The sequence below is a fragment of the Haloactinopolyspora alba genome (genome assembly GCF_003014555.1).
Taxonomy (GTDB): Bacteria; Actinomycetota; Actinomycetes; order Jiangellales; family Jiangellaceae; genus Haloactinopolyspora; species Haloactinopolyspora alba.
Genome location: NZ_PYGE01000011.1, coordinates 1 through 19,298 on the forward strand (window position 1 = coordinate 1; position 19,298 = coordinate 19,298).

Annotated in this window: 20 protein-coding genes; 15 read left to right on the forward strand and 5 right to left on the reverse strand. The window is 71.6% G+C overall.

What is annotated here, in order from left to right; translation table 11 throughout:
* Positions 1 to 168: 168 nt before the first annotated feature.
* Positions 169 to 744: a TetR/AcrR family transcriptional regulator gene (locus tag CLV30_RS15140; protein ID WP_106538071.1), complete on the reverse strand. Its 576-nt coding sequence runs from the start codon at positions 742 to 744 to the stop codon at positions 169 to 171.
* A gap of 152 nt (positions 745 to 896) precedes the next feature.
* Here CLV30_RS15140 and CLV30_RS15145 point away from each other — a divergent pair, with 152 nt between their 5' ends.
* Positions 897 to 2,090 (forward strand): MFS transporter, encoded by a 1,194-nt coding sequence (locus CLV30_RS15145; protein WP_106538072.1) that lies wholly within the window; start codon positions 897 to 899, stop codon positions 2,088 to 2,090.
* Between the two features lie 58 nt (positions 2,091 to 2,148).
* On the opposite strand, the gene CLV30_RS26520 is transcribed toward CLV30_RS15145, so the two are convergent.
* Positions 2,149 to 2,313: a hypothetical protein gene (locus CLV30_RS26520; RefSeq protein WP_165358684.1), complete on the reverse strand. Its 165-nt coding sequence runs from the start codon at positions 2,311 to 2,313 to the stop codon at positions 2,149 to 2,151.
* 298 nt (positions 2,314 to 2,611) lie between these two features.
* Between CLV30_RS26520 and CLV30_RS15155 the strand changes: the two genes are divergently transcribed.
* The 4 genes from CLV30_RS15155 to CLV30_RS15165 all read left to right on the forward strand — a co-directional run bounded on the left by CLV30_RS15155 (position 2,612) and on the right by CLV30_RS15165 (position 5,850).
* On the forward strand, positions 2,612 to 3,433 hold the full coding sequence (locus CLV30_RS15155; RefSeq protein ID WP_106538074.1) for a ribosomal RNA small subunit methyltransferase A: 822 nt from the start codon (positions 2,612 to 2,614) through the stop codon (positions 3,431 to 3,433).
* 56 nt (positions 3,434 to 3,489) lie between these two features.
* Positions 3,490 to 3,693 carry a hypothetical protein gene (locus CLV30_RS26025; RefSeq protein WP_129711056.1) on the forward strand — a complete coding sequence of 68 codons (204 nt, stop codon included), beginning with the start codon at positions 3,490 to 3,492 and terminating at the stop codon, positions 3,691 to 3,693.
* Between the two features lie 103 nt (positions 3,694 to 3,796).
* Positions 3,797 to 4,810, forward strand: a complete 1,014-nt coding sequence (locus tag CLV30_RS15160; RefSeq protein ID WP_106538075.1) for an NAD-dependent epimerase/dehydratase family protein — start codon at positions 3,797 to 3,799, stop codon at positions 4,808 to 4,810.
* Positions 4,810 to 5,850, forward strand: coding sequence for a dihydrodipicolinate synthase family protein (locus CLV30_RS15165; protein WP_106538076.1), 1,041 nt, complete (start codon positions 4,810 to 4,812; stop codon positions 5,848 to 5,850). Before CLV30_RS15160 ends, CLV30_RS15165 begins: the two co-directional genes overlap by 1 nt.
* 24 nt (positions 5,851 to 5,874) lie before the next feature.
* On the opposite strand, the gene CLV30_RS15170 is transcribed toward CLV30_RS15165, so the two are convergent.
* The 3 genes from CLV30_RS15170 to CLV30_RS15180 form a co-directional block, all read right to left on the reverse strand.
* Positions 5,875 to 7,113 (reverse strand): helix-turn-helix domain-containing protein, encoded by a 1,239-nt coding sequence (locus tag CLV30_RS15170; protein ID WP_106538077.1) that lies wholly within the window; start codon positions 7,111 to 7,113, stop codon positions 5,875 to 5,877.
* 101 nt (positions 7,114 to 7,214) lie between these two features.
* Positions 7,215 to 8,000, reverse strand: coding sequence for an FAD-dependent thymidylate synthase (thyX, locus tag CLV30_RS15175; protein WP_106538208.1), 786 nt, complete (start codon positions 7,998 to 8,000; stop codon positions 7,215 to 7,217).
* Between the two features lie 76 nt (positions 8,001 to 8,076).
* Positions 8,077 to 8,823 carry an NAD-dependent epimerase/dehydratase family protein gene (locus CLV30_RS15180; protein ID WP_106538078.1) on the reverse strand — a complete coding sequence of 249 codons (747 nt, stop codon included), beginning with the start codon at positions 8,821 to 8,823 and terminating at the stop codon, positions 8,077 to 8,079.
* A 148-nt stretch (positions 8,824 to 8,971) separates the two neighbouring features.
* Between CLV30_RS15180 and CLV30_RS15185 the strand changes: the two genes are divergently transcribed.
* The 10 genes from CLV30_RS15185 (at position 8,972) to CLV30_RS15230 (ending at position 19,255) form a co-directional block, all read left to right on the forward strand.
* Positions 8,972 to 9,931 carry a dihydrodipicolinate synthase family protein gene (locus tag CLV30_RS15185; RefSeq protein WP_165358685.1) on the forward strand — a complete coding sequence of 320 codons (960 nt, stop codon included), beginning with the start codon at positions 8,972 to 8,974 and terminating at the stop codon, positions 9,929 to 9,931.
* A gap of 85 nt (positions 9,932 to 10,016) precedes the next feature.
* Entirely contained in the window at positions 10,017 to 11,393 is a 1,377-nt protein-coding gene (locus CLV30_RS15190; RefSeq protein ID WP_106538080.1) for a replication-associated recombination protein A, read from the forward strand.
* Positions 11,394 to 11,735: 342 nt separating this feature from the next.
* On the forward strand, positions 11,736 to 12,122 hold the full coding sequence (locus CLV30_RS15195) for a DUF948 domain-containing protein (RefSeq protein ID WP_106538081.1): 387 nt from the start codon (positions 11,736 to 11,738) through the stop codon (positions 12,120 to 12,122).
* Positions 12,119 to 12,427: a DUF6167 family protein gene (locus tag CLV30_RS15200; RefSeq protein WP_106538082.1), complete on the forward strand. Its 309-nt coding sequence runs from the start codon at positions 12,119 to 12,121 to the stop codon at positions 12,425 to 12,427. The genes CLV30_RS15195 and CLV30_RS15200 overlap by 4 nt, the downstream gene beginning before the upstream one ends.
* 2 nt (positions 12,428 to 12,429) lie before the next feature.
* Positions 12,430 to 15,111, forward strand: coding sequence for an alanine--tRNA ligase (gene alaS / locus CLV30_RS15205; protein WP_106538083.1), 2,682 nt, complete (start codon positions 12,430 to 12,432; stop codon positions 15,109 to 15,111).
* A 2-nt stretch (positions 15,112 to 15,113) separates the two neighbouring features.
* A complete protein-coding gene (gene ruvX / locus CLV30_RS15210; protein ID WP_106538209.1) occupies positions 15,114 to 15,575 on the forward strand; it encodes a Holliday junction resolvase RuvX in 462 nt (153 codons plus the stop codon).
* 71 nt (positions 15,576 to 15,646) lie between these two features.
* Positions 15,647 to 16,822 (forward strand): endolytic transglycosylase MltG, encoded by a 1,176-nt coding sequence (gene mltG, locus CLV30_RS15215; protein WP_129711058.1) that lies wholly within the window; start codon positions 15,647 to 15,649, stop codon positions 16,820 to 16,822.
* A gap of 6 nt (positions 16,823 to 16,828) precedes the next feature.
* Positions 16,829 to 17,668, forward strand: coding sequence for a shikimate dehydrogenase (locus CLV30_RS15220; protein WP_106538085.1), 840 nt, complete (start codon positions 16,829 to 16,831; stop codon positions 17,666 to 17,668).
* Positions 17,665 to 18,357 carry a prepilin peptidase gene (locus tag CLV30_RS26995; protein WP_205740962.1) on the forward strand — a complete coding sequence of 231 codons (693 nt, stop codon included), beginning with the start codon at positions 17,665 to 17,667 and terminating at the stop codon, positions 18,355 to 18,357. Before CLV30_RS15220 ends, CLV30_RS26995 begins: the two co-directional genes overlap by 4 nt.
* Before the next feature lie 58 nt (positions 18,358 to 18,415).
* A complete protein-coding gene (locus CLV30_RS15230; protein WP_106538086.1) occupies positions 18,416 to 19,255 on the forward strand; it encodes an SDR family oxidoreductase in 840 nt (279 codons plus the stop codon).
* The last annotated feature ends 43 nt before the right edge of the window (positions 19,256 to 19,298 follow it).

The window sequence follows — 19,298 nt, forward strand, 5'->3', positions numbered from 1 at the left end:
AGTTTCTGATCCCTGACAAGACAGAAACCTAGAGCGAGAGCGGCGTGCAGCTCTATCAGACGCGCTCACCCACCCACGGAAACGTCACAAGAGCCGGAATTCCATGCGTCACCACCCCTGCAGGCCTCGTGACGCGTGCACACGCCTGGTGGTGGCCACGCAGCCGCGCTAGGTCGACGGTGACGTCTCGAGGCGCGCTTCCCCGGCCGGGATGTCGTTCGCGGCGATGGCACGTGCCGTTCGGAACGGGGCGGTGTCGCCTTCGTAGCCGGCGGTGACGACGGCGCCGTCGAACAGCATCATCCACCGGGCGGCGACGTCGTCGGGCGCGTCGACGCCCCGGGAACGGAGGAGTTCCGCCAGATAGGACGTGACCGCCCTTTTGTGCCCGGCGACGAGATCACGGACGGGATCGTCTGGGTCGGGCATCTCGGCCAACGTGTTCAGGAACGCGCATCCCCGGAACCTGTTCTGCTCGGCGCGTTCGGCCCCTGCGTCGAACACGGCCAGCGGCTCGTTGCCGAGCTCGGCCACCCGGGTCCGTAGCCAGGAACGGTACTCGTGGTCGTACTCGGCGAGCATCGCCGCCACGAGTTCGTCCTTGCTGGAGAAATGGCGATAGAACGAGGCACGCCCCACGCCGGACTCGTCCAGCAAACGCTCCACGCCGACCCCTCGGATGCCCTCGGCGTAGAACAGTTCGCGCGCCGCGGCGAGTAGTCGTTCCCGGGCCCGTACCGCCATGCCGTCAAGCGTAGCGTGACTTGACGCCAGATGGAACCGGTCAGTACCGTTCCGGACTGATGGTACCGATCGGTTCCATTTTGGTTTGGGGACGAGGGGTGAGGGCGCTGAGTCAAGCGAGCCAGGAGACCGGACGTACACGATCGGAGCGGATGCCCGCCGGCGTCCTCGTGCTCGCGCTGGGGGTGTTCGCCGTCGGGACGGGCGAGTTCGTCCTCGCCGGGCTCATCCCGCTGCTGGCCGACGACTTCGGCCTCACCGAAGGGGTCGCGGGTCAGGTGGTCACGGCGTTCGCCGTGACGTGCGCGATCTCGGCACCGGTCGGTACGGCACTGACAGCACGATGGCCTCGCAGGCGGGTGCTCGTCGTGGCGGGTGCGATCTACCTGATGGGAGCGGCTGCCACCGCCCTCGCGCCGGGCTTCGGGCTGCTCCTGGTGGGTCAGGTGGTCGCGGCTCTCGGCGCCGGCGTGTTCGTCCCCAACGCCTCCGTCACCGCCGCCTCGCTGGTGTCGCCCGCCGCCAGCGGGCGGGCGATCGCCACCGTGGTGAGTGGATTCACGATCGCTGTGGCCTTCGGTGCTCCCGCCGGGACCGCCATCGGTGCGGCGTCCGGATGGCGGTCGACCATGTGGCTCGCCGCTGCCGTCGCCGCACTCGGGGTAGCCGGGATCGCGCGACTGGTCCCGCGCGAGACATCGATCGGCAACCCCGGCGGACTACAAGAGCGGCTCAGGCCCCTGGCCGAGCGGAGGGTCCTCGCTCTGCTGGCCACCACGCTGGTGGCCTTCACCGCGGTCTATATTCCCTACACCTACATCGGCGCCATCTTCGCCCCGGCCACCGGAGACGACGGCGTGCGTCTCGCCGTTCTCATGCTCACCCTCGGCATCACCGGCGCTGCTGGCAACCTCGTCGCCGGGCGGCTGGCCGACCGGCACGAGGGCTCAGCGGTCGTCACGGTCGCGTTGGTGTGGCTGATCTCCAGTTTCGCGGTGATCGCCGCAGCCCACAGCGCCTATGGGTCGGCGCTGGCCGCCATCGGGTTCTACGGTGTGGCCGCCTTCGCCATCACCACGCCGCAGCAGCACCGGCTGATCTCGCATGATCCGGAACGTGCTTCGGTGCTGGTCGCGCTGAACCAGGCCGTGCTGTACCTCGCCATCGGTGTCTCCGGGGTGGTCGGCGCCGTCGGTCTCGACATCGTCGGGCCGGGAGATCTGGTCTGGATCGCCGCCGCACTAGCAGCTGTCGCGATCGCGCTCTCGTCCCTGGGTCGCCCCAAGGCGCCTGCGCCAGACTCCGAAACACGCGCCGGCGAGCCACGAACCGAACGGATCCCATGAAGCTCGCAGGTCGTGCGGCGGGCTCGGCCGCCGCTGACGCAGCACGGCTCAGGCCCGGCTACCCGGCACGCCCGGGGAGCGGGAACGACGCCAGCTCCGTCCCGTACATGCCCCAGGTCGCCTTGCCGTTCGGGAGCACCTGTTCGCCGTCGACGTGCGCCGGCAGCGGCTGCTGTGGACGGTCCGGACTGACGTCCAGTCGTCGCAGCCGCCGAGCGGGCACAGCGGCCCGCGCGTTGCGGCGGGCGGCCGCAGGGGCGGTGTGGCCGGCGTGAAATCCGGTGGCGCCGCCGACGACAGCCCCGTTACGCTGCTCCGCATGGGTTCGATAGGCATTTTCGTGGCGTTCTGGCGGCCCCGCCAGTCCGCCACGGCGTAGCCCTGTCCGCGGCCGGATAGTCCGTCACCGGCCGCCGGGAGCGCCGTGAACCGCGCCTGTCCCTGGTGAGTTCACCCAGGTCGACGGCGCGGTTCGTCATGTCCGGATGACGCCTCCCGTGCCCTGATCGGTCGTGATTCCCATGTCCCGGCGACGCTCTCGCCCTGCCCACTCGTCCAACCACACCGACCCGTCCAACCGGAAGACCCCGGCCGACCGGTCCGGGATCCACCTGCTGAAGGACCCGTCGGTGGCGCGCCGGCTGGCCCGCTCGTCCGGGGTCGGCCCCGGTGATCTCGTCGTCGAGTTCGGCGCCGGAACCGGCGTCCTCACCACGGTCCTCGCGGCCTCCGGCGCCCGGGTCGTCGCGGTTGAGCGGCACCCGCGGTTCGTGGAACGGCTGGAACGGCGTTTCGGCGACGACACCGGAGTCCGGATCGTCTCCGCCGACGCCAGGTCGGTGCCGTTGCCGCGCCGGAGTTTCACCGTGGTCGCGAACATTCCGTACGCGATCTCGACGCCGTTGTTACGGCGGCTGCTCGGCCCGGACCGGACACCGGTCACCGGTGCCGATCTGGTCGTCGAATGGGGATTCGCAAAGCGAATGACGGCGGATGTTCCGCGTGATGCCGAAACCGCGTGGTGGCGGACGCGGTTCGACCTGCACATCGCCGACCGGATCCCGGCCGGCCGGTTCGACCCGGCGCCGTCGGTCGACTCCGCGCATCTGGTCGTCCGCCGGCGCAACGGCATGTCGCCGCGCGCCGCTCGCGCCGCCGGTGAGCTGTTACGTGCCCGCTCGCGTGCGCCGCACAGGCCGGCCAAGGAGGTTCTGGGCGCGCATGTACCCAAGAAGCGCGCACACCGGTTGCTCACGTCGACGGGGATCGATCCGCCGGCTCCGGCCGGATCGGTGCCGATCGCCCTCTGGCTACGGCTGGCTGAGAAAATCGAAAACGAGTAAACGCGACAGAAGCTGACTAATGTCCTTTCTTGTTGTCCTCAATATGAGACATTCGCTTGCGCGATCACTGGGTGTCGGCGACTTTGGTGATCAACGTTGGTCCCGGCGGCAGGGGCATGGCGATGAGCGAGAAACTTGCTAAACGGTCCGTGATCGCCGTAGGGCTCGGCCTGGTGCTGGCCCTCATTTTCGACCACTCTGCGCTCGGCTTCGCCGTGGCGTTCGGGGTCGTGTTCGGTGGTGGCCTGGCCGCGGAGTGACCGCCGCCGACGTCACACACATGAGTGCGCACCGCAACTTGACAGCCTCGTTCGCGCGAATTACGGTCTAGACCGTAAGTAGCGGCGGAGAGGGGCAACGCACGTGCGCACGGTCGAAGAACTCGACGACAGGCTGTCCACGCCACGGCCGGCACTGGTGGACGATCTGCGTGACATCGGCGACATCATGGTGCTGGGAGCCAGCGGCAAGCTCGGGCCCAGCCTGGTGCGCCTGGCCGTCCGCGCGATCGAGCAGGCGGGGACGGGCGCGCGGGTGACCGCCGTGTCCCGCTTCAGCACGCCCGGCTCGGCCGATGCCATGCGCGCCACCGGCGCCGACGTGATCGCCGCCGACATCACCGACGACGATCAGCTGGCGGCGCTCCCGGACGCCCCGAACATCGTCTTTCTCGTCGGCGCGAAGTTCGGTAGCGCCGGCAACGAGGCCGCGACCTGGCAGACCAACGCCTACCTTCCCGGACGGGTCGCACAACGCTTCGCGTCGTCCCGGATCAGCGCGTTGTCCACCGGCAACGTCTACCCCCTCGTCCCGGTGGGAGGCGGCGGCGCCACCGAGGCGACGGCACCCGAACCGGTCGGGGAGTACGCGATGTCGTGCCTCGGCCGCGAGCGCGTCCTCGAGGCGGCCGCACGGACACACGGCACCCCGACGGCGACGATCCGGCTCAACTACGCGGTGGAGATGCGCTACGGGGTGCTCATGGACATCGCACGGACGATCGCCGCGGGCGAGCCGGTGGACCTGACGACCGGATACGCCAACGTCGTGTGGCAGGGCTACGCCAACGAGGTGACGCTGCGTGCGCTCCGGCACGCGGCGGCGCCGCCGTTCGTGCTCAACCTGACCGGCCCGGAGACGGTGTCCGTCCGCCACGTCGCCGAGGAACTCGCCGCCGCCCTGGACAAGCCCGTCACGTTTTCCGGCACCGAGGCGCCGACGGCGCTGCTGTCGAACGCGTCCCGCTGCCACGGGCTGTTCGGCTACCCGGACGTCACGCTCTCCGAGCTGATCGAGGCGACGGCGGCGTGGGTGCGTGCGGGGCTACCCACACACGACAAGCCGACCAAGTTCCAGCAGCGCGACGGGAGGTTCTGATGCCGTCTCCGCAGCTGCAGAGCTTCCGGGCCGGCGGCGTCGTCCCCGCCCATCCGCTCGCACTCGACCGCGACCGCAAACTCGACGAGCGCCGACAACGCGCGCTGACGAGGTACTACGTCGACGCCGGTGCCTCGGGACTGGCCGTCGCGGTGCACACCACCCAGTTCGAGGTGCACGAACCGGCACGCGGCCTGCTCGCTCCGGTGCTCGAGCTCGCCGCGACGACGGCGGCCGAGTCGAGGGCCGAACGTCCAGTCCTGGTCGCAGGGGTCGTCGGACCCACCGAGCAGGCGGTCGCCGAGACCGAGCTGGCCGCCTCCCTCGGCTACGACCTGGTGCTGCTCACGCCGTACGGCACCGGTGACCTCGACGAGGACCAGCTGCTCGAGCGCGCCCGCGCGGTCGGCACCGTGCTGCCGGTCATCGGGTTCTACCTGCAGCCGGCCGTCGGCGGGCGCCCACTGAGCCGCGAGTTCTGGCGTCGCCTGGCCGAGCTGCCGAGCGTCATCGGCATCAAGGTCGCGCCGTTCGACCGTTACGCCACGCTGGACGTGGTGCACGGCGTCGGACGGTCGGGACGGGCCGACGAGATCGCCCTGTACACCGGGAACGACGACAACATCGCCGGTGACCTCGTGACGGCCTACCCGCTCGCCGACGGCGGCAGCGTGCGGATGGTCGGTGGCCTGCTCGGACAGTGGGCCGTCTGGGTCCGCCGCGCGGTTCAGCTCATGGAGCTCGCGGAGCAGGCTCGCGGCGGCGACGACGCCGCGCTGCGCCGGGTGGTCGAGCTCGACCCGGCCATCACCGACGCGAACGGCGCGCTGTTCGACGCCAGCAACGGCTTCCGTGGCAGCGTGCCCGGCATCCACGAGGTGCTGCGCCGGCAGGGCCTGCTGGAGGGCGTCTGGTGCCTCAACGAGAACGAGACGCTGTCGGCGGGCCAGCTCGAGGAGATCGACCGGGTCTGGGACGCGTATCCGCAGCTGCGCGACGACGACTTCGTGCGAGAGAACCTGGACCGCTGGCTGAGCTGACCGCTCAGGGCTCCACCGCAGCGGTCAAATGGTCAGCTGGTACAGCGTGAGGGGCCGCCCGATGGTGCCGGAGTCGGCGTTGCCGGACCGTTCGGCGTAGCCGGCCATCTCGAGGCGCTGCAGGATCCGGCGCGCCGTACGCAGCTGGATGCCGAGGCCGTCGGCGATGTCGCGGGTGGTGAGCGCGCGATCGCCGGCCGCGGTGGTCACCTCGCGCAGCCGGTCCAGCGTGTCGGCCGAGAGCCCGACCCTGCTGGCGACGACGGCACGGCTCTGCTCGGGCGCACCGTCCTGGGACGCGCTGTCGGCGTCCAGCGTGATGTCGACGTCGTTGCGCAGCGACACGACGGCCGCGACGGGTCCGTGGCTGCGTGCACGCGACAGCGCCCGGCGGGCGAGCCGTTCCGCCTCGGCGCCGCTGTGGCCCAGGCCGAAGCCGATCCGGACGGTCTCGTGCGCCCGGCCGAGGCGACGCAGCATCGGCAGCGCGGTGAAACCGTTCGTGGCGTCGTGCAGGGGCCCGCGAGTGGTGACGATCATCGAGGTCGTGGGGGAGTAGTGCGACAGCGACGCCCCCAGCGCTCCCAGTTCGCGCGTCAGGTCCGAGGCGACCGACTCGCTGCGGGCCGTGGGGTCGATCTCCACCAGGCCGAGAGCGACCTGGGCGTCCTCCTGGATCTGGTTCGTCGACGTCAGGAGCAACTGGCGCAGCGCCATGCGTACCGACTGCGGCAGCGGCGCGAGCCGCAGCACCGGGATCGTCCCGCTCAGCTCGTCGTGCACCGACGCCACGCAGGTGATGGCGACGGTGGCGGCGCGCCGGGCGGCGTAGCGGCGGTGGAACGCGGCGAACTCCTCGGACGTGGCTCCCGGGCGGTACGGCATGGCGCGGACGTCGTCGGTGGACACCCCCGCCTCGGCGAGGGTGTCGGTGACCTGGCGTGAGTCGAGCGTGTCGATGGACAGGTGGGCGACGTCACGGCCCTCGCGCAGCAGCCGGACCAGCGCCTGCAGCAGCGTCGCGCCGCTGTAGTCGACGAACGTCGCCGGCCGGGTCAGCGCGTCCTGGGCGATGGTGTAAGGCACGATGCCGGTGAACAGCCACCCGTCCACGCCGGTCGCGTGCGTGGTGACGAGGTCGGTGGCCTGCGACTCGTGGTCGTAGTCGAATCGGTGCACACGCACGCCCGGCTGCTCCTCGCAGACAGCGGCGACGCTGTCGACGAGGTCGTGGGGCCCGACGACCCCGATCGAGGTGTCCATGGTCCGCCCTCCGTACCGAACAAACCTGTGCCGACCACGACCAGTTTACGGCCAGGACCGATTCGCTGCGGGGATACGCGGTCGGCCGGCCGGGTTCACGTCTAGACCTTCCGCCAGCCCGGCACCCACGCGCCGTCCTCGACGGTGTAGTCGCCGAACAGCGCCGGCGCCTCCTTGACCATCAGCTCACCGACCTTGCCCAGTACGAGACGGATCTCCTCCTCGGCGCCGGGAGCGGTGCGGTGCTCGATGACGTGCCGCAGGGTCCGCACGTTCGCCGTCCACACCAGGCCGGTGGCCAGCCCTTCCGGCGCGAACCGGCGCATGAACGAGGTCTTGGCCTTCTTCTCGCCGAACTTCACACCTTCGTCGTCCAGCCCGAAGTGCTCGGCCATCCAGGTCTGGAACGACTCCATCTGTTCCAGCAGCTCCGTCGCCCGCTGCATGAGCTCGGGGTCCTCGCGTGCCCACTCGGGGAACCAGAACGGCAGGTCGTCGAGGCGGACGAAGCGCAGCGACTCCTGCGAGACCGCCACGCCCGCGCGATGGCGCACCAGCTCGTGCGTGGTGACCCGGCTGACGTTGTGCAGCACGAACGAGAAGCTCACGTGCTCGAGGACCGAGCCGTGCGCGCTGGACAGGATGTTCTGCAGGTACTGGCCCTGGTCGGTGCGCACCCTGCTGACGTTCGGGTTGAGGCCGGGCTCCCACGACCGGTAACAGATCCGCCCGGCGAACTCGGCGATGTTCTGGGCGTCGTCCAGGTCGCCGCGGTCGACGCGCTCGAGCCAGCTCTCGCCACCGACCTCGGCGAGATACCGGGCGACCTCGTCGTAGTCGAAGTCGGGACGGGCGACGAGGTGGACCTCGGGTTCGACGGTGCGCAACTTGACCTCCGGAGCAGACGTGTTCGCGGCCCAGTCTGCCACCGGTCACCGCCGCCGGCTCACCGCCGTCACCGGCTCACAGGGTCCGCGACGGCCGCCAGCCGAGCACCTCGGAGGTGTCGTCCGGCAGCACCGACACGCCGGCGACGTCGGCGGTCACGGTGAACGGCCGGTACGGCCCGCGATAGGTGGCCGCGGCCTCGAACGCGGCCGCCAGGTCGGCGGCGGCCAGGGCCGGGATCGCGCTGCCGCGTCCGTCGCGCATCGCCATCTCCGCCGGCGGGCGCCCGTCCGGCGGCCGCCACGCCGGCCAGTCCTCGTCCGGGGTCGGGAAGACCAGCCGCAGCGAGCACGCCGACAGGTCGAAACCGGGCGTCAGCGCCGCACACACCTGCTCGCCGAGCCGCTTGGTGAGCCCGTACCCGCTCGCCGAGTCCGGCGCCTCGGTGGTGTCCACCACCCGCGTGAAGTAGTCGGCGAACACCGACATGGTGCTGACGTGCACGAACGAGCTGACGCCCGCCGCGGCGGCGAGCGTCAGCGCGAGATGGACCGAGCCGACGTTGACGTCGAACGCGGCCCGGACGGTCTCGGGCTCGTGCACGTCTCCGCGCGGCACGACCGCGGCCATGTGCACCACCGTGTCCGCCCCCGCCACGGCCGCGGCCACGTCGTCGGCGGACCGGGCGTCGCCGACGACGGACTTCACCCCGGGAATCTCCGACGGCCGGGTGTCGAGCACGCGCACCCGATGCCGTCCGGTGAGGTGTGCGGTGCTGTGCGAGCCGACCAGCCCCGCGCCGCCGATGACCACGATGTCCATGCGATCTCCCGTCCCGTACGTGCGGCCCCGTGCGCGGTGCCCGGAACCGCGTGCCAGTATGACCGACCGACTGCCAGGGCCCGAATGCGCGGCACCCCGAACGGCCGCTTTGCGATGCCGTCGGCCCACGGCTCGATACGCTGCCCGTGTGGCGAACTCGCGGGACCTGACTCACGTGACCGAACGGCTCCGGTGGTCGCTCGTGGCCGCGCCCGCGACGCCGATGCACGCGGACGGCAGTGTCGACGTCGACGTCTACGGCGCCTACGTCGACCACCTCGTCCGCACCGGAGCGGGCGGGCTCGCCGTCGCGGCACACACGGGGCGCGGGGAACGGCTGCCGACCGAGCTGAAGGCCGGGCTCGTGCGCCGGGCCGCCGCGACCGGCGTCCCGGTGATCGCGGGCGTCGGTAGCACCGGCCCGGATGCCGACGCCGCCGAGCAGGCCGAATGGGCCGCCGCCGCTGCCGCCGCGGGCGCCGAGGCGCTGATGGTGTTCCCGCCGGCCGACGTCGCCGACGTCGCGTCGGTGCTGGCCCAGCACGACCGGCTCGCCGAAGCCGGCGGACTGCCATTGCTGTGCTTCGACCTCTACACCCGCCCGTACCCCTACGACGTCCTGACCCGGCTGCTGGACCACCCGGGCGTGGTGGCGTTCAAGCCGGCCCGGCTGTACGACGCGATCGCGTGCCAGGCCGGCATCGCCGCGGCGCGCGCCCGTGGGCGGCTGGTGCTGACCGGTGAGGACCGGATGCTGGGCCCGTCGCTCATGTGGGGCGCCGAGGGTGCGCTGCTCGGTATCGCCGCGGCCGCGGTCCCGGTGACCGCCGCCGCCGTCGAGACGTTCGCCGCCGCCGTGCACACGTCCGCCCGCGACGCCGCCGCACGCTTCCTCGAGGTCTCCGCCGTGGTCGACGAGCTCGCCCGGGTGTCCTTCCGGCCTCCGTACGACGGGTACGTGCAGCGGATGCTGTGGGTCGCCGCCGACGAGGGCGCCATCCCGGACGAGTTCGCTGTCGACGCGTACCGGCCGCCGGACGTCGACGACGGCGAGCGCGCGGAGGTGCTGCGCGTGGTGCGCCAGTGTCTCGAGCAGGTACGGCGGTGACGGCATGCGCCGGCAGGAGACGTAGGGTCGACGTCATGGCCCGTCACACCACCGAGTGCGCCCGAAAGCGAGCGTGACCGCGCCGATGGAGCAGGAGGGCCTGTTCGGCGACGCACCCAGCCCCGCGGCTCCCGCCGTTCCCGCGGGGGCGCTGGCCGGCGCCGGTGACGAGTACGCCGGGCAGCCGCTTGCGGTACGGATGCGCCCGCGCACCCTGGACGAGATCATCGGCCAGCAGCACCTGCTCGACGGCGGCGCGCCACTGCGCCGGCTGGTCGAGGAGGACCAGCCGATGGCCCTGGTGCTGTGGGGACCTCCCGGCACCGGCAAGACCACGCTGGCCTACGTCGTCAGCCGTGCCACGCAGCGCCGGTTCGTCGAGCTGTCCGCGGTGACCGCCGGGGTCAAGGACGTGCGCAACGTGGTCGACGGCGCCCGTCGCGAGCTCGTCCGCTCCGGGGTCGGGACGGTCCTGTTCGTCGACGAGGTGCACCGTTTCTCCAAGACCCAGCAGGACGCGCTGTTGCCCGGCGTCGAGAACCGGTGGGTCTCTCTCGTCGCGGCGACCACCGAGAACCCGTACTTCTCGCTGATCAGCCCGCTGCTGTCGCGGTCGCTGCTGCTCACGCTCGAGCCGTTGACCGAGGAGTCCGTCAGCGACGTCATCCACCGCGCCCTCACCGAGGAACGCGGCCTCGGCGGCGCCGTCACGATCACCGACGACGCGCACGAGCACCTCGTCCGGCTGGCCGGTGGCGACGCGCGGCGCGCGCTGACCTACCTGGAGGCCGCCGCCGGCGCCGTTGCGGGCCAGGACGACGCGGCCATCACCGTCGACGTCGCCGAGAAGGCCGTCGACCGGGCGGCGGTGCGCTACGACCGCGACGGTGACCAGCACTACGACGTCACCAGCGCCATGATCAAGTCGATCCGCGGCAGCGACGTCGACGCCGGCCTGCACTACCTCGCCCGGATGGCCGAGGCGGGGGAGGACCCGAAGTTCCTGGCCCGGCGGCTGGTCATCCTCGCCAGCGAGGACATCGGGATGGCCGACCCCACGGCATTGCAGACGGCGGTGGCCGCCGCCCAGGCGGTGCAGCTGATCGGATGGCCCGAGGCGCAGATCACGCTGGCGCAGGCCGTCATCGCGCTGGCTCTCGCGCCGAAGTCGAACAGCGTCGTCAAGGCCATCGGCGCCGCCGTCGGCGACGTCCGCGACGGCAGGGCCGGCGCCGTCCCGCCGCACCTGCGCGACTCGCACTACGCGGGCTCGAAGTCACTCGGGCACGGCACCACGTACGCCTACGCCCACGACGACCCCCGCGGCGTGGTGCGCCAGCAGTACGCGCCCGACACGGTCGCCGATGCGCGCTACTACGAGCCCGGCACCCGGGGCGCCGAACGCGACTATGCCGAACGCTACGAACGCCTCCGCGCCATCATCCGCGGCGACGCGGACTGACGACGCGAGGCGCTGGACAACCGCAGCCGAGCGCTGGGCAGTGCGATCCATAGACAACTGAGCGCTGGATAGACAACTCAGCGACGGATACGGACCCGAAACCGCTCACATTCGGCGCTCAATTGTCTATGCGGCGCTGAGATGTACCTCGAGCACGCTGACGACGGCCCCGGGCAGGTGGAGTGGATCGGTGCCGGCCTTCGCCCACGGCTCGTACCTCGCCGCCGCCGGACCGAACCCCTGGCCGGCACGATCCACTCCACCACACCACCGGGGACCGTCGCGGCGCGGTAGGGTCGGACGCTTGAGACGACCGTCCACCGTAGAGAGGCTTTCGCACCCATGTCCGTAGGCGAGATCGCCGGGCTGCTGGCCGCCGTAGCCCTCGTGGCGCTCGTCGGCATCATCGCTGTGCCGATCATCAAGCTGGGCCGGACCGTCGACGAGTTCACGCGCGTCGTCCGCGACCTGCGCAACGAACACGTCGCGAAGACGGCCACCACGGTCGACGAGACCAACGAGCTGCTCGCCTCCACCAACGCCCAGCTGCAGCGTGTCGACGCCATCACGTCGAACGCGCAGACCGTGACCACCAACGCGGCCGCACTGTCGTCGCTGTTCTCCGCGACGCTCGGCGGGCCGCTGGTGCGTACGGCGGCGTTCACCTACGGCGTGCGGCGGGCCATCACCGGCCGGCGCGACGGCGGCCGGCGGGGGAGCAGGCGATGAAGCGGGTATTCTGGATCGCACTGGGAGCGACGGCAGGCGTCCTGGTGGTCCGCCGGGTGACCCGTGCGGCCGAGAGCCTCACCCCGGAGGGCGCCGCGGACAGGGTCTCCGCCGGGCTGGGCCAGCTCGCCGAGTCCGTCCGCGAATTCACCGAAGAGGTCCGGGCCGGCATGACCGAACGGGACGCCGAGCTGCGCCAGGCTCTGGGCATCACCGGCGACGGCAGCGGCGCCGGCCCGCGCGGTGAGGCCGACCTGCAGGCCGTCGACGACATCGTCCGCACCACACCGAGAGGCACCCACTGATCATGGAGACCGCCGAGATCCGGCGCCGCTTCCTCGACCACTTCGAAGCCAACGGTCACACCGTCGTCCCCAGCGCACCGCTGATCTCGCCGGACCCGTCGTTGCTGTTCACGGTGGCCGGAATGGTCCCGTTCATCCCGTACCTGACCGGCCAGCAGCCCGCGCCGTGGCCACGGGCCACCAGCGTGCAGAAGTGCATCCGCACCCAGGACATCGAAGAGGTCGGCAAGACCACCCGGCACGGCACGTTCTTCCAGATGAACGGGAACTTCTCGTTCGGCGACTACTTCAAGGAAGGCGCCATCGCGCACGCCTGGGAGCTGGTCACCGGGTCGCAGGACGATGGCGGGTACGGCTTCGACCCGGGGGCGATCTGGGTCACGGTGTACCAGGAGGACGACGAGGCCGCCGACCTGTGGCGCAAGATCGCCGGGCTGCCCGACGAGCGCATCCAGCGGCGCGGGCGCAAGGACAACTACTGGCACACCGGCCAGGCCGGCCCCGGTGGCCCGTGCAGCGAGATCTACGTCGACAGAGGCCCGCAGTACGGACCCGACGGGGGCCCCGTCGTCGACGAGGACCGCTTCCTCGAGATCTGGAACCTCGTCTTCATGGAGTACGAGCTCACCGACGTGAAGAGCAAGGAGGACTTCACGATCGTCGGCGAGCTGCCGTCGAAGAACATCGACACCGGCATGGGCATGGAGCGGGTCTCGTACCTGCTGCAGGACGTCGACAACATGTACGAGATCGACCAGGTCTACCCGGTCATCGCGCACGCCTCGGAGCTGTCGGACAAGCGCTACGGCGCCGACCACGGCGACGACGTACGGATGCGTGTCGTCGCCGACCACGTGCGCAGCTCGCTCATGCTCATCGGCGACGGCGTCACGCCGTCCAACGAGGGCCGCGGTTACGTGCTGCGGCGGTTGCTGCGCCGCAGCGTGCGGGCGATGCGGCTGCTGGGCGTCCAGGACCGGGTCCTGCCGGAGCTGCTGCCGGTCAGCCGCGGCTGCATGCAGGCCGCCTACCCGGAGCTGGAGTCCGACTTCGACCGCATCTCGTCGGTGGCCTACGCCGAGGAGGACGCGTTCCGCAAGACGCTGCAGACCGGGACGCAGATCTTCGACCTGGCGGTCGGCGAGACCAGGGCGACCCAGCGCAGCGTGCTGCCCGGCGAGACGGCGTTCAAGCTGCACGACACCTACGGCTTCCCGATCGATCTCACCCTCGAGATGGCGTCGGAGCAGGGGCTCACGGTCGACGAGGGCGAGTTCCGGCGGCTGATGGAGGAGCAGCGCGAGCGCGCCAAGGCCGACGCCCGTGCGAAGAAGGCCGGCAGCTCGGCCACCGCCGCCTACCGCGAACTGCGCGAGACCGGGCCCACCCCGTTCACCGGCTACACCGAACTCGAGACCGAGAGCCGGGTGCGCGGGCTGATCCGGGACGGCGAGTCGGTGCCCGGCGCCGGTGAGGGCGAGATCGTCGAGGTCGTCCTGGACCGGACTCCCTTCTACGCCGAGTCCGGCGGGCAGGACAGCGACGCCGGCCGCATCCGCGGCGACGGGTTCGAGCTCGAGGTGCTCGACGTGCAGCGCCCGATGAAGGGCCTGATCGTGCACCGGGTCCGGGTCCGCGACGGCGAGGTGGCCTCCGGCCGCACCGTCCACGCCGCGGTCGACCAGGAATGGCGTATCGGCGCGTGCCAGGCGCACTCGGGCACGCACGTCGTGCACGCGGCGCTGCGTGAGGTCCTCGGCCCGCAGGCGCTGCAGAGCGGCTCCTACAACAAGCCCGGCTACCTGCGGCTGGACTTCTCCTGGGGGCAGGCGCTCGGTGCGGCCACCCGCAGCGAGGTCGAGGAGGTCGCGAACCTCGCCATCCGCCGCGACTACCCGGTGTCTGCGGCCTACATGCCGCTGGAGAAGGCCCGCGAGATCGGCGCGCTGGCGCTGTTCGGCGAGACCTACGACGAGGAGGTCCGTGTCGTCGAGATGAACGGCGAGTGGTCGCGCGAGCTGTGCGGCGGCACCCACGTGCAGCACTCGTCGCAGGTCGGGCTGGTCACGCTGACCGGCGAGAGCTCCGTCGGCGCGGGCTCGCGCCGGGTCGAGGCGTTCGTCGGCATCGAGGGTTTCCGGCATCTCGCCACCGAGCGTGCGCTGGTCACCCAGCTGGCCGACCTGCTCAAGGTTCAGCCCGAGCAGCTGCCGGACCGGGTCGAGCGGCTGGTGACGCAGGTCCGCGACGCCGAGCGAGAGCTGGCGAAGACGCGCGCGGCGGCCCTGGGCTCGCGAGCCGGCGAGCTGGCCGGCTCGGCGCGTGACGTCGCCGGTATCGGCTTCGTCGGCTTCGCCGCCCCGGTCGGGTCCGCGGCGGACGACCTGCGCACGCTGGCACTGGACGTGCGTGGGCGCTTCGGCGCCGACCGTCCTGCGGTCGTGGCCGTGGCCGGCACCTCCGACGCGGGCCGCCCGAGCGTCGTCGTCGCGGTGAACGAGGCCGGCCGCGACCGCGGGCTGAAGGCCGGTGACCTGGTGAAGGTCGCCGCTCAGACCCTCGGCGGCGGAGGCGGCGGCAAGGACGACGTCGCCCAGGGTGGCGGGTCCGACCCGGAGGCCGTCGACGCGGCGCTGGCGAAGGTGGAGCAGGCCGTCGGCGAGACCGCGACACGCGGTTCGTGACGGTGCGCAACGGCAGCCGGCTGGGCGTCGACATCGGAAGCGTCCGCATCGGCGTCGCATCGTGCGACCCCGGCGGCGTCATCGCGACACCGGTCGAGACCGTCAAGCGAGGGAAGGGTGACCTGCGACGGCTCGCGGATCTGGCCCGCGACCGTGAGGTCATCGAAATCGTGGTCGGATTGCCGCGTACGCTCGAAGGAGGGGAAGGGATCGCCGCCGGCGAGGCACGCGTGTTCGCTGCCGATTTGGCGCGACATGTGGCACCATGCCCGGTGCGTCTGGTTGACGAGAGGCTGACCACGGCGGTAGCAACCCGGAGCATGCGAGCCAGCGGAGTCTCGTCCCGGGCCGGCCGCCCCACGGTCGACCAGGCAGCGGCGATGGTGATCCTGCAGGACGCACTGGACACCGAACGAACGGCCGGGCAGCCGCCCGGAGAGGTGCTGGCGGTGACGCATGAGTGAGGCCGGCGGGCACGACGACGAGCCGACGGACGATCACGGTGGCCCGGCGTGGCCGGCGAGGTCTCCGCGGAGTGAGTGAGCGGACGAGCGTGACCAGGATCAGCGACACCGACACCGACGAGGTCGTGCGGCCGCGTCGGCATCGTCGTCGGCGGCGGCGCAAGAGCCGGTTCGGCTCGTTCGTCGCCGTGTTCGCTTCGCTCGCCGTCATCGGCGGGGTGCTCGGCGGGATCTACTACGGCGGCAACGCCGTCATCGACAGCATGTCCGGCCTGTTCGGCGAGGCCGAGGACTACCCGGGACCCGGAACCGGCGAGGTCGAAGTGACCATCGAGCCCGGTGCGTCGCTGCGATCCATGGGCGCGACGTTGCACGACGCCGGCGTGGTCGCCAGCCAGGATGCGTTCGTCACCGCGGCCGACGCCAACCCGGACGCCACCAGCATCCAGCCCGGGACGTACGTGCTGCGCAACGAGATGCGTGCAGCCGACGCCGTCGCCGCCCTGGTCGAGGGCGAGAACGTACAGAACCGCCTGACCATCCCGGAGGGATACCGCGTCCGCCAGGTGCTGGCCACCGCCGCCGAGGAGACCGGCATCCCGATCAAGCAGTTCCGCCGGGCCGCCGAGTCCGCGCAACTGCCCGAGTACGCCAACGGCGACCCGGAAGGCCTCCTGTTCCCGGCGACGTACGATCTCGCCACCGACGCGAGCGCCGAGTCGCTGGTGAACTCGATGATCACACGATTCCAGCAGGCGGCGGAGTCCGTCGGCCTCCTGAACGGCGCGCAGGCGCTGGGCCGCACCCCACGTGAGGTGTTGACCGTCGCGAGCATCGTGCAGCGTGAGGTCAGCGTCGCCGAGGACATGCCGCAGGTGGCCGAGGTGATCTACAACCGGCTGTCCGGCGCGTGTGCGTCCAACGGGGTTCCGGAACGCCGCCTGCAGATGGACTCCACCGTCCACTACGCCGTCGACGACTACTCCAGCGTCTACACGAGCTCGGAGATGCGCGAGAGCGACTCCCCGTACAACACCTACCGGGTCTCGGGCCTGCCGCCGGGTCCGATCGCCTCACCCGGCGAGGCCGCCATGACGGCCGCGCTGAACCCGACGTCGAACGGCAGCTGCTACTTCGTCACCGTCAACCTCGAGACGGGGGAGACCAGGTTCGCGACCACGGCGGCCGAGCACGCCCGGAACGAGGACCTCCTCGAGAAGTACTGCCAGCAGAGTGACCGATGCTGAGGACCCGTGAGCACGCCTGACCCCGAACGCCGGTGCGCCGTGCTCGGTTCACCGATCGCGCACTCGCTGTCGCCGGCCATCCACCGCGCCGCGTACCGGCACCTCTGTCTCGCCTGGCGCTACACCGCGCACGAGGTCGACGAGACCGCTCTCGCGGGTTTCCTGGCCGGCCTCGGCCCGGACTGGCTCGGGCTCTCGCTGACGATGCCGCTCAAACGGGTCGCACTGGAGCTGTCCGACGACGCCTCCGACGTCGCGCGCGCGGTGGGTGCGGCGAACACGCTGATCCGCGACGACGACGGCCGGTGGACGGCGGCCAACACCGACGTGCCCGGGATCGTCGACACCGTGACCGAGGCGGGCGGCGACGTCGCCGCTCCGGTGTGCGTGTGGGGCGGTGGAGCCACCGCCGCCAGCGTGCTGGCCGCGCTCGCGCTCATGGACGCCGGACCGGCTCACGTGCACGCCCGTTCGGCCGAACGGGCCGGCCCGGCATTGGCGGTGGCCGCGGCGCTGGGGCACCCGGCCGAGCCGGTCTCGTGGACCGTCGGACCGTCCTGCCGCGACGCCGCCGTGACGATCAGCACCGCGCCGGCCGGGGCCGTCGACGATCTCGCGGACACGCTCGCCGAAGGCGCGTCCGGCAGGCTGCTGTTCGACGTCGTCTACGACCCGTGGCCGACGACCGCGGCGGCGGCCTGGATGGCGGCCGGGGGAACGGTGGCCAGTGGTCTCGATCTGCTCGTCCACCAGGCCGTCGGTCAGCTACGCCTGATGACCGGCGCCGACGTGCCGGTCGCCGTACTGCGCTCCGCTGCGCACGCGGCGATCGGCGCCCGGACGTGACCGCGGCCCTGGCCGCGGCCGGGCTGCTGGCCGGCGCCCTGCTGCCATGGGTGATCGCCCGCATCCCGGACCGTGCCCCCGCCGACGGCGACCCCGCGCCGACCCCTTACGCCGAGCTCGCCACCGCACCGCGTCTGGCGCTGCTGCTCGGAGTCGCGGGCGCGGTCGTGTGGGGCCTGATCGGTCTCACCGGCCTGGACCCGGTCGAACTGCCGGCGTACCTGCTGGTCGCGACCCTGGGCGTGGCCATGGCCTACATCGACCTGCGCGAGCACCGGCTGCCCGACTGGCTGACGCTGCCGTCGCTGGCCGGCGCCGCGGTGCTGCTGGCGATGGCCGCCGCGACCGGGCCGGAGTGGACCGGGTACGGACGCGCCTGGGCCGCGGCGGGCGTGTGCTTCGCCTTCTTCCTCGTGCTGGCCATTCTCCGGCCTGCTGATCTCGGCCTCGGCGACGTCAAGCTCGCGGCGGTACTGGGCCTGCTGCTCGGCTGGGTGAACTGGTCGACGGTGCTGCTCGGCATGTTCTGCGGATTCCTGGTCGGCGGCATCGGCGGTGTCGCGCTGCTGGTCACCGGCCGTGCGACCCGGCGCAGCAGCATCCCGTTCGGGCCGGCCATGCTGGTCGGAGCCCTGGTCGCGCTGCTCTGGGTCGAGGTGACGACGGCCGGGGCCGCGCCGCTCGGCTGAGGCCGAAGGTCATAGCTCCACACCGCTGTGCCGCCGGCCGGCTGTAGCGTGGTCGCCCATGACGGTCCTGATCGTGGGCGGTAGCGGGTTTCTCGGCGGCGAAATCGTGCGGCAGTCGCTGACCTCGGGCCGTCGGGTGGCGGCCACGTACCTGACCCGCCCCGGCGACGCGGACGCGGTGTCGTGGTCGGCTGTGGATGTCCGGAACCGCGAGCAGATCGACGACCTGGTGGGCACGGTGCGGCCCGACGTCGTCATCAACGCCGCATACCGGCAGGACGACTGGGCCAGCACCGCCGACGGTGCCGCGCACGTGGCCGTCGCAGCCGCGGCGGCCGGCGCGCGGCTCGTTCATGTTTCCAGCGACGTGGTGTTCTCCGGATCGGCGGTCCGTTACGACGAGACGTCGATCCCGGACCCGATCACGCCCTACGGCGCCGCGAAAGCCGCGGCCGAGACCGTGATCAAGTCTGTCAGTCCGACCGCGGTGATCGCCCGCACCTCGTTGATCATCGGCGACGGCGGCTCTCCGCAAGAACGCCGCGTGCATGCCCTGGTGACAGGCGAGACCACCGGAGTGCTGTTCACCGACGACGTGCGCTGCCCCGTCCACGTCGCCGACCTTGCGGCCGCGCTGCTGGAGCTCGCCGCGTCCGGCCGTGCCGGCGTTCACCACGTCGCCGGAGCCGACGCGGTCAGCCGCTACGAACTGGGGACGCTGATCGCCGGACGGGACGGCCTCGACGTAGCCGCGTTGCCCTCGGGCCGCCGAGTCGACACCGACCTGTCCGGGCCGCTCGACGTACGCATGGACTGCACCATCACCCAGCAGCGGCTAGGCACCAGACTGCGCGGCGCCCGCGAGTTTCTGAAGGCCCCAGAACCAGAGGTCAGGTAAGCGCGCGCTGCCGGAAGGACGGCGTTCACTACAGTGCTCGGCC

Bases quoted from the DNA above. Each gene is read 5' to 3' on its own strand.
- CLV30_RS15230 (WP_106538086.1), top strand. From the start codon at position 18,416: ATGACGGTCCTGATCGTGGGCGGTAGCGGGTTTCTCGGCGGCGAAATC.
- CLV30_RS15195 (WP_106538081.1), top strand. From the start codon at position 11,736: ATGTCCGTAGGCGAGATCGCCGGGCTGCTGGCCGCCGTAGCCCTCGTG.
- CLV30_RS15200 (WP_106538082.1), top strand. From the start codon at position 12,119: ATGAAGCGGGTATTCTGGATCGCACTGGGAGCGACGGCAGGCGTCCTG.
- CLV30_RS15170 (WP_106538077.1), bottom strand. From the start codon at position 7,113: ATGGACACCTCGATCGGGGTCGTCGGGCCCCACGACCTCGTCGACAGC.
- CLV30_RS15145 (WP_106538072.1), top strand. From the start codon at position 897: ATGCCCGCCGGCGTCCTCGTGCTCGCGCTGGGGGTGTTCGCCGTCGGG.
- alaS (WP_106538083.1), top strand. From the start codon at position 12,430: ATGGAGACCGCCGAGATCCGGCGCCGCTTCCTCGACCACTTCGAAGCC.
- CLV30_RS15140 (WP_106538071.1), bottom strand. From the start codon at position 744: ATGGCGGTACGGGCCCGGGAACGACTACTCGCCGCGGCGCGCGAACTG.
- CLV30_RS15165 (WP_106538076.1), top strand. From the start codon at position 4,810: ATGCCGTCTCCGCAGCTGCAGAGCTTCCGGGCCGGCGGCGTCGTCCCC.
- CLV30_RS15190 (WP_106538080.1), top strand. From the start codon at position 10,017: ATGGAGCAGGAGGGCCTGTTCGGCGACGCACCCAGCCCCGCGGCTCCC.
- CLV30_RS15155 (WP_106538074.1), top strand. From the start codon at position 2,612: ATGTCCCGGCGACGCTCTCGCCCTGCCCACTCGTCCAACCACACCGAC.
- CLV30_RS15180 (WP_106538078.1), bottom strand. From the start codon at position 8,823: ATGGACATCGTGGTCATCGGCGGCGCGGGGCTGGTCGGCTCGCACAGC.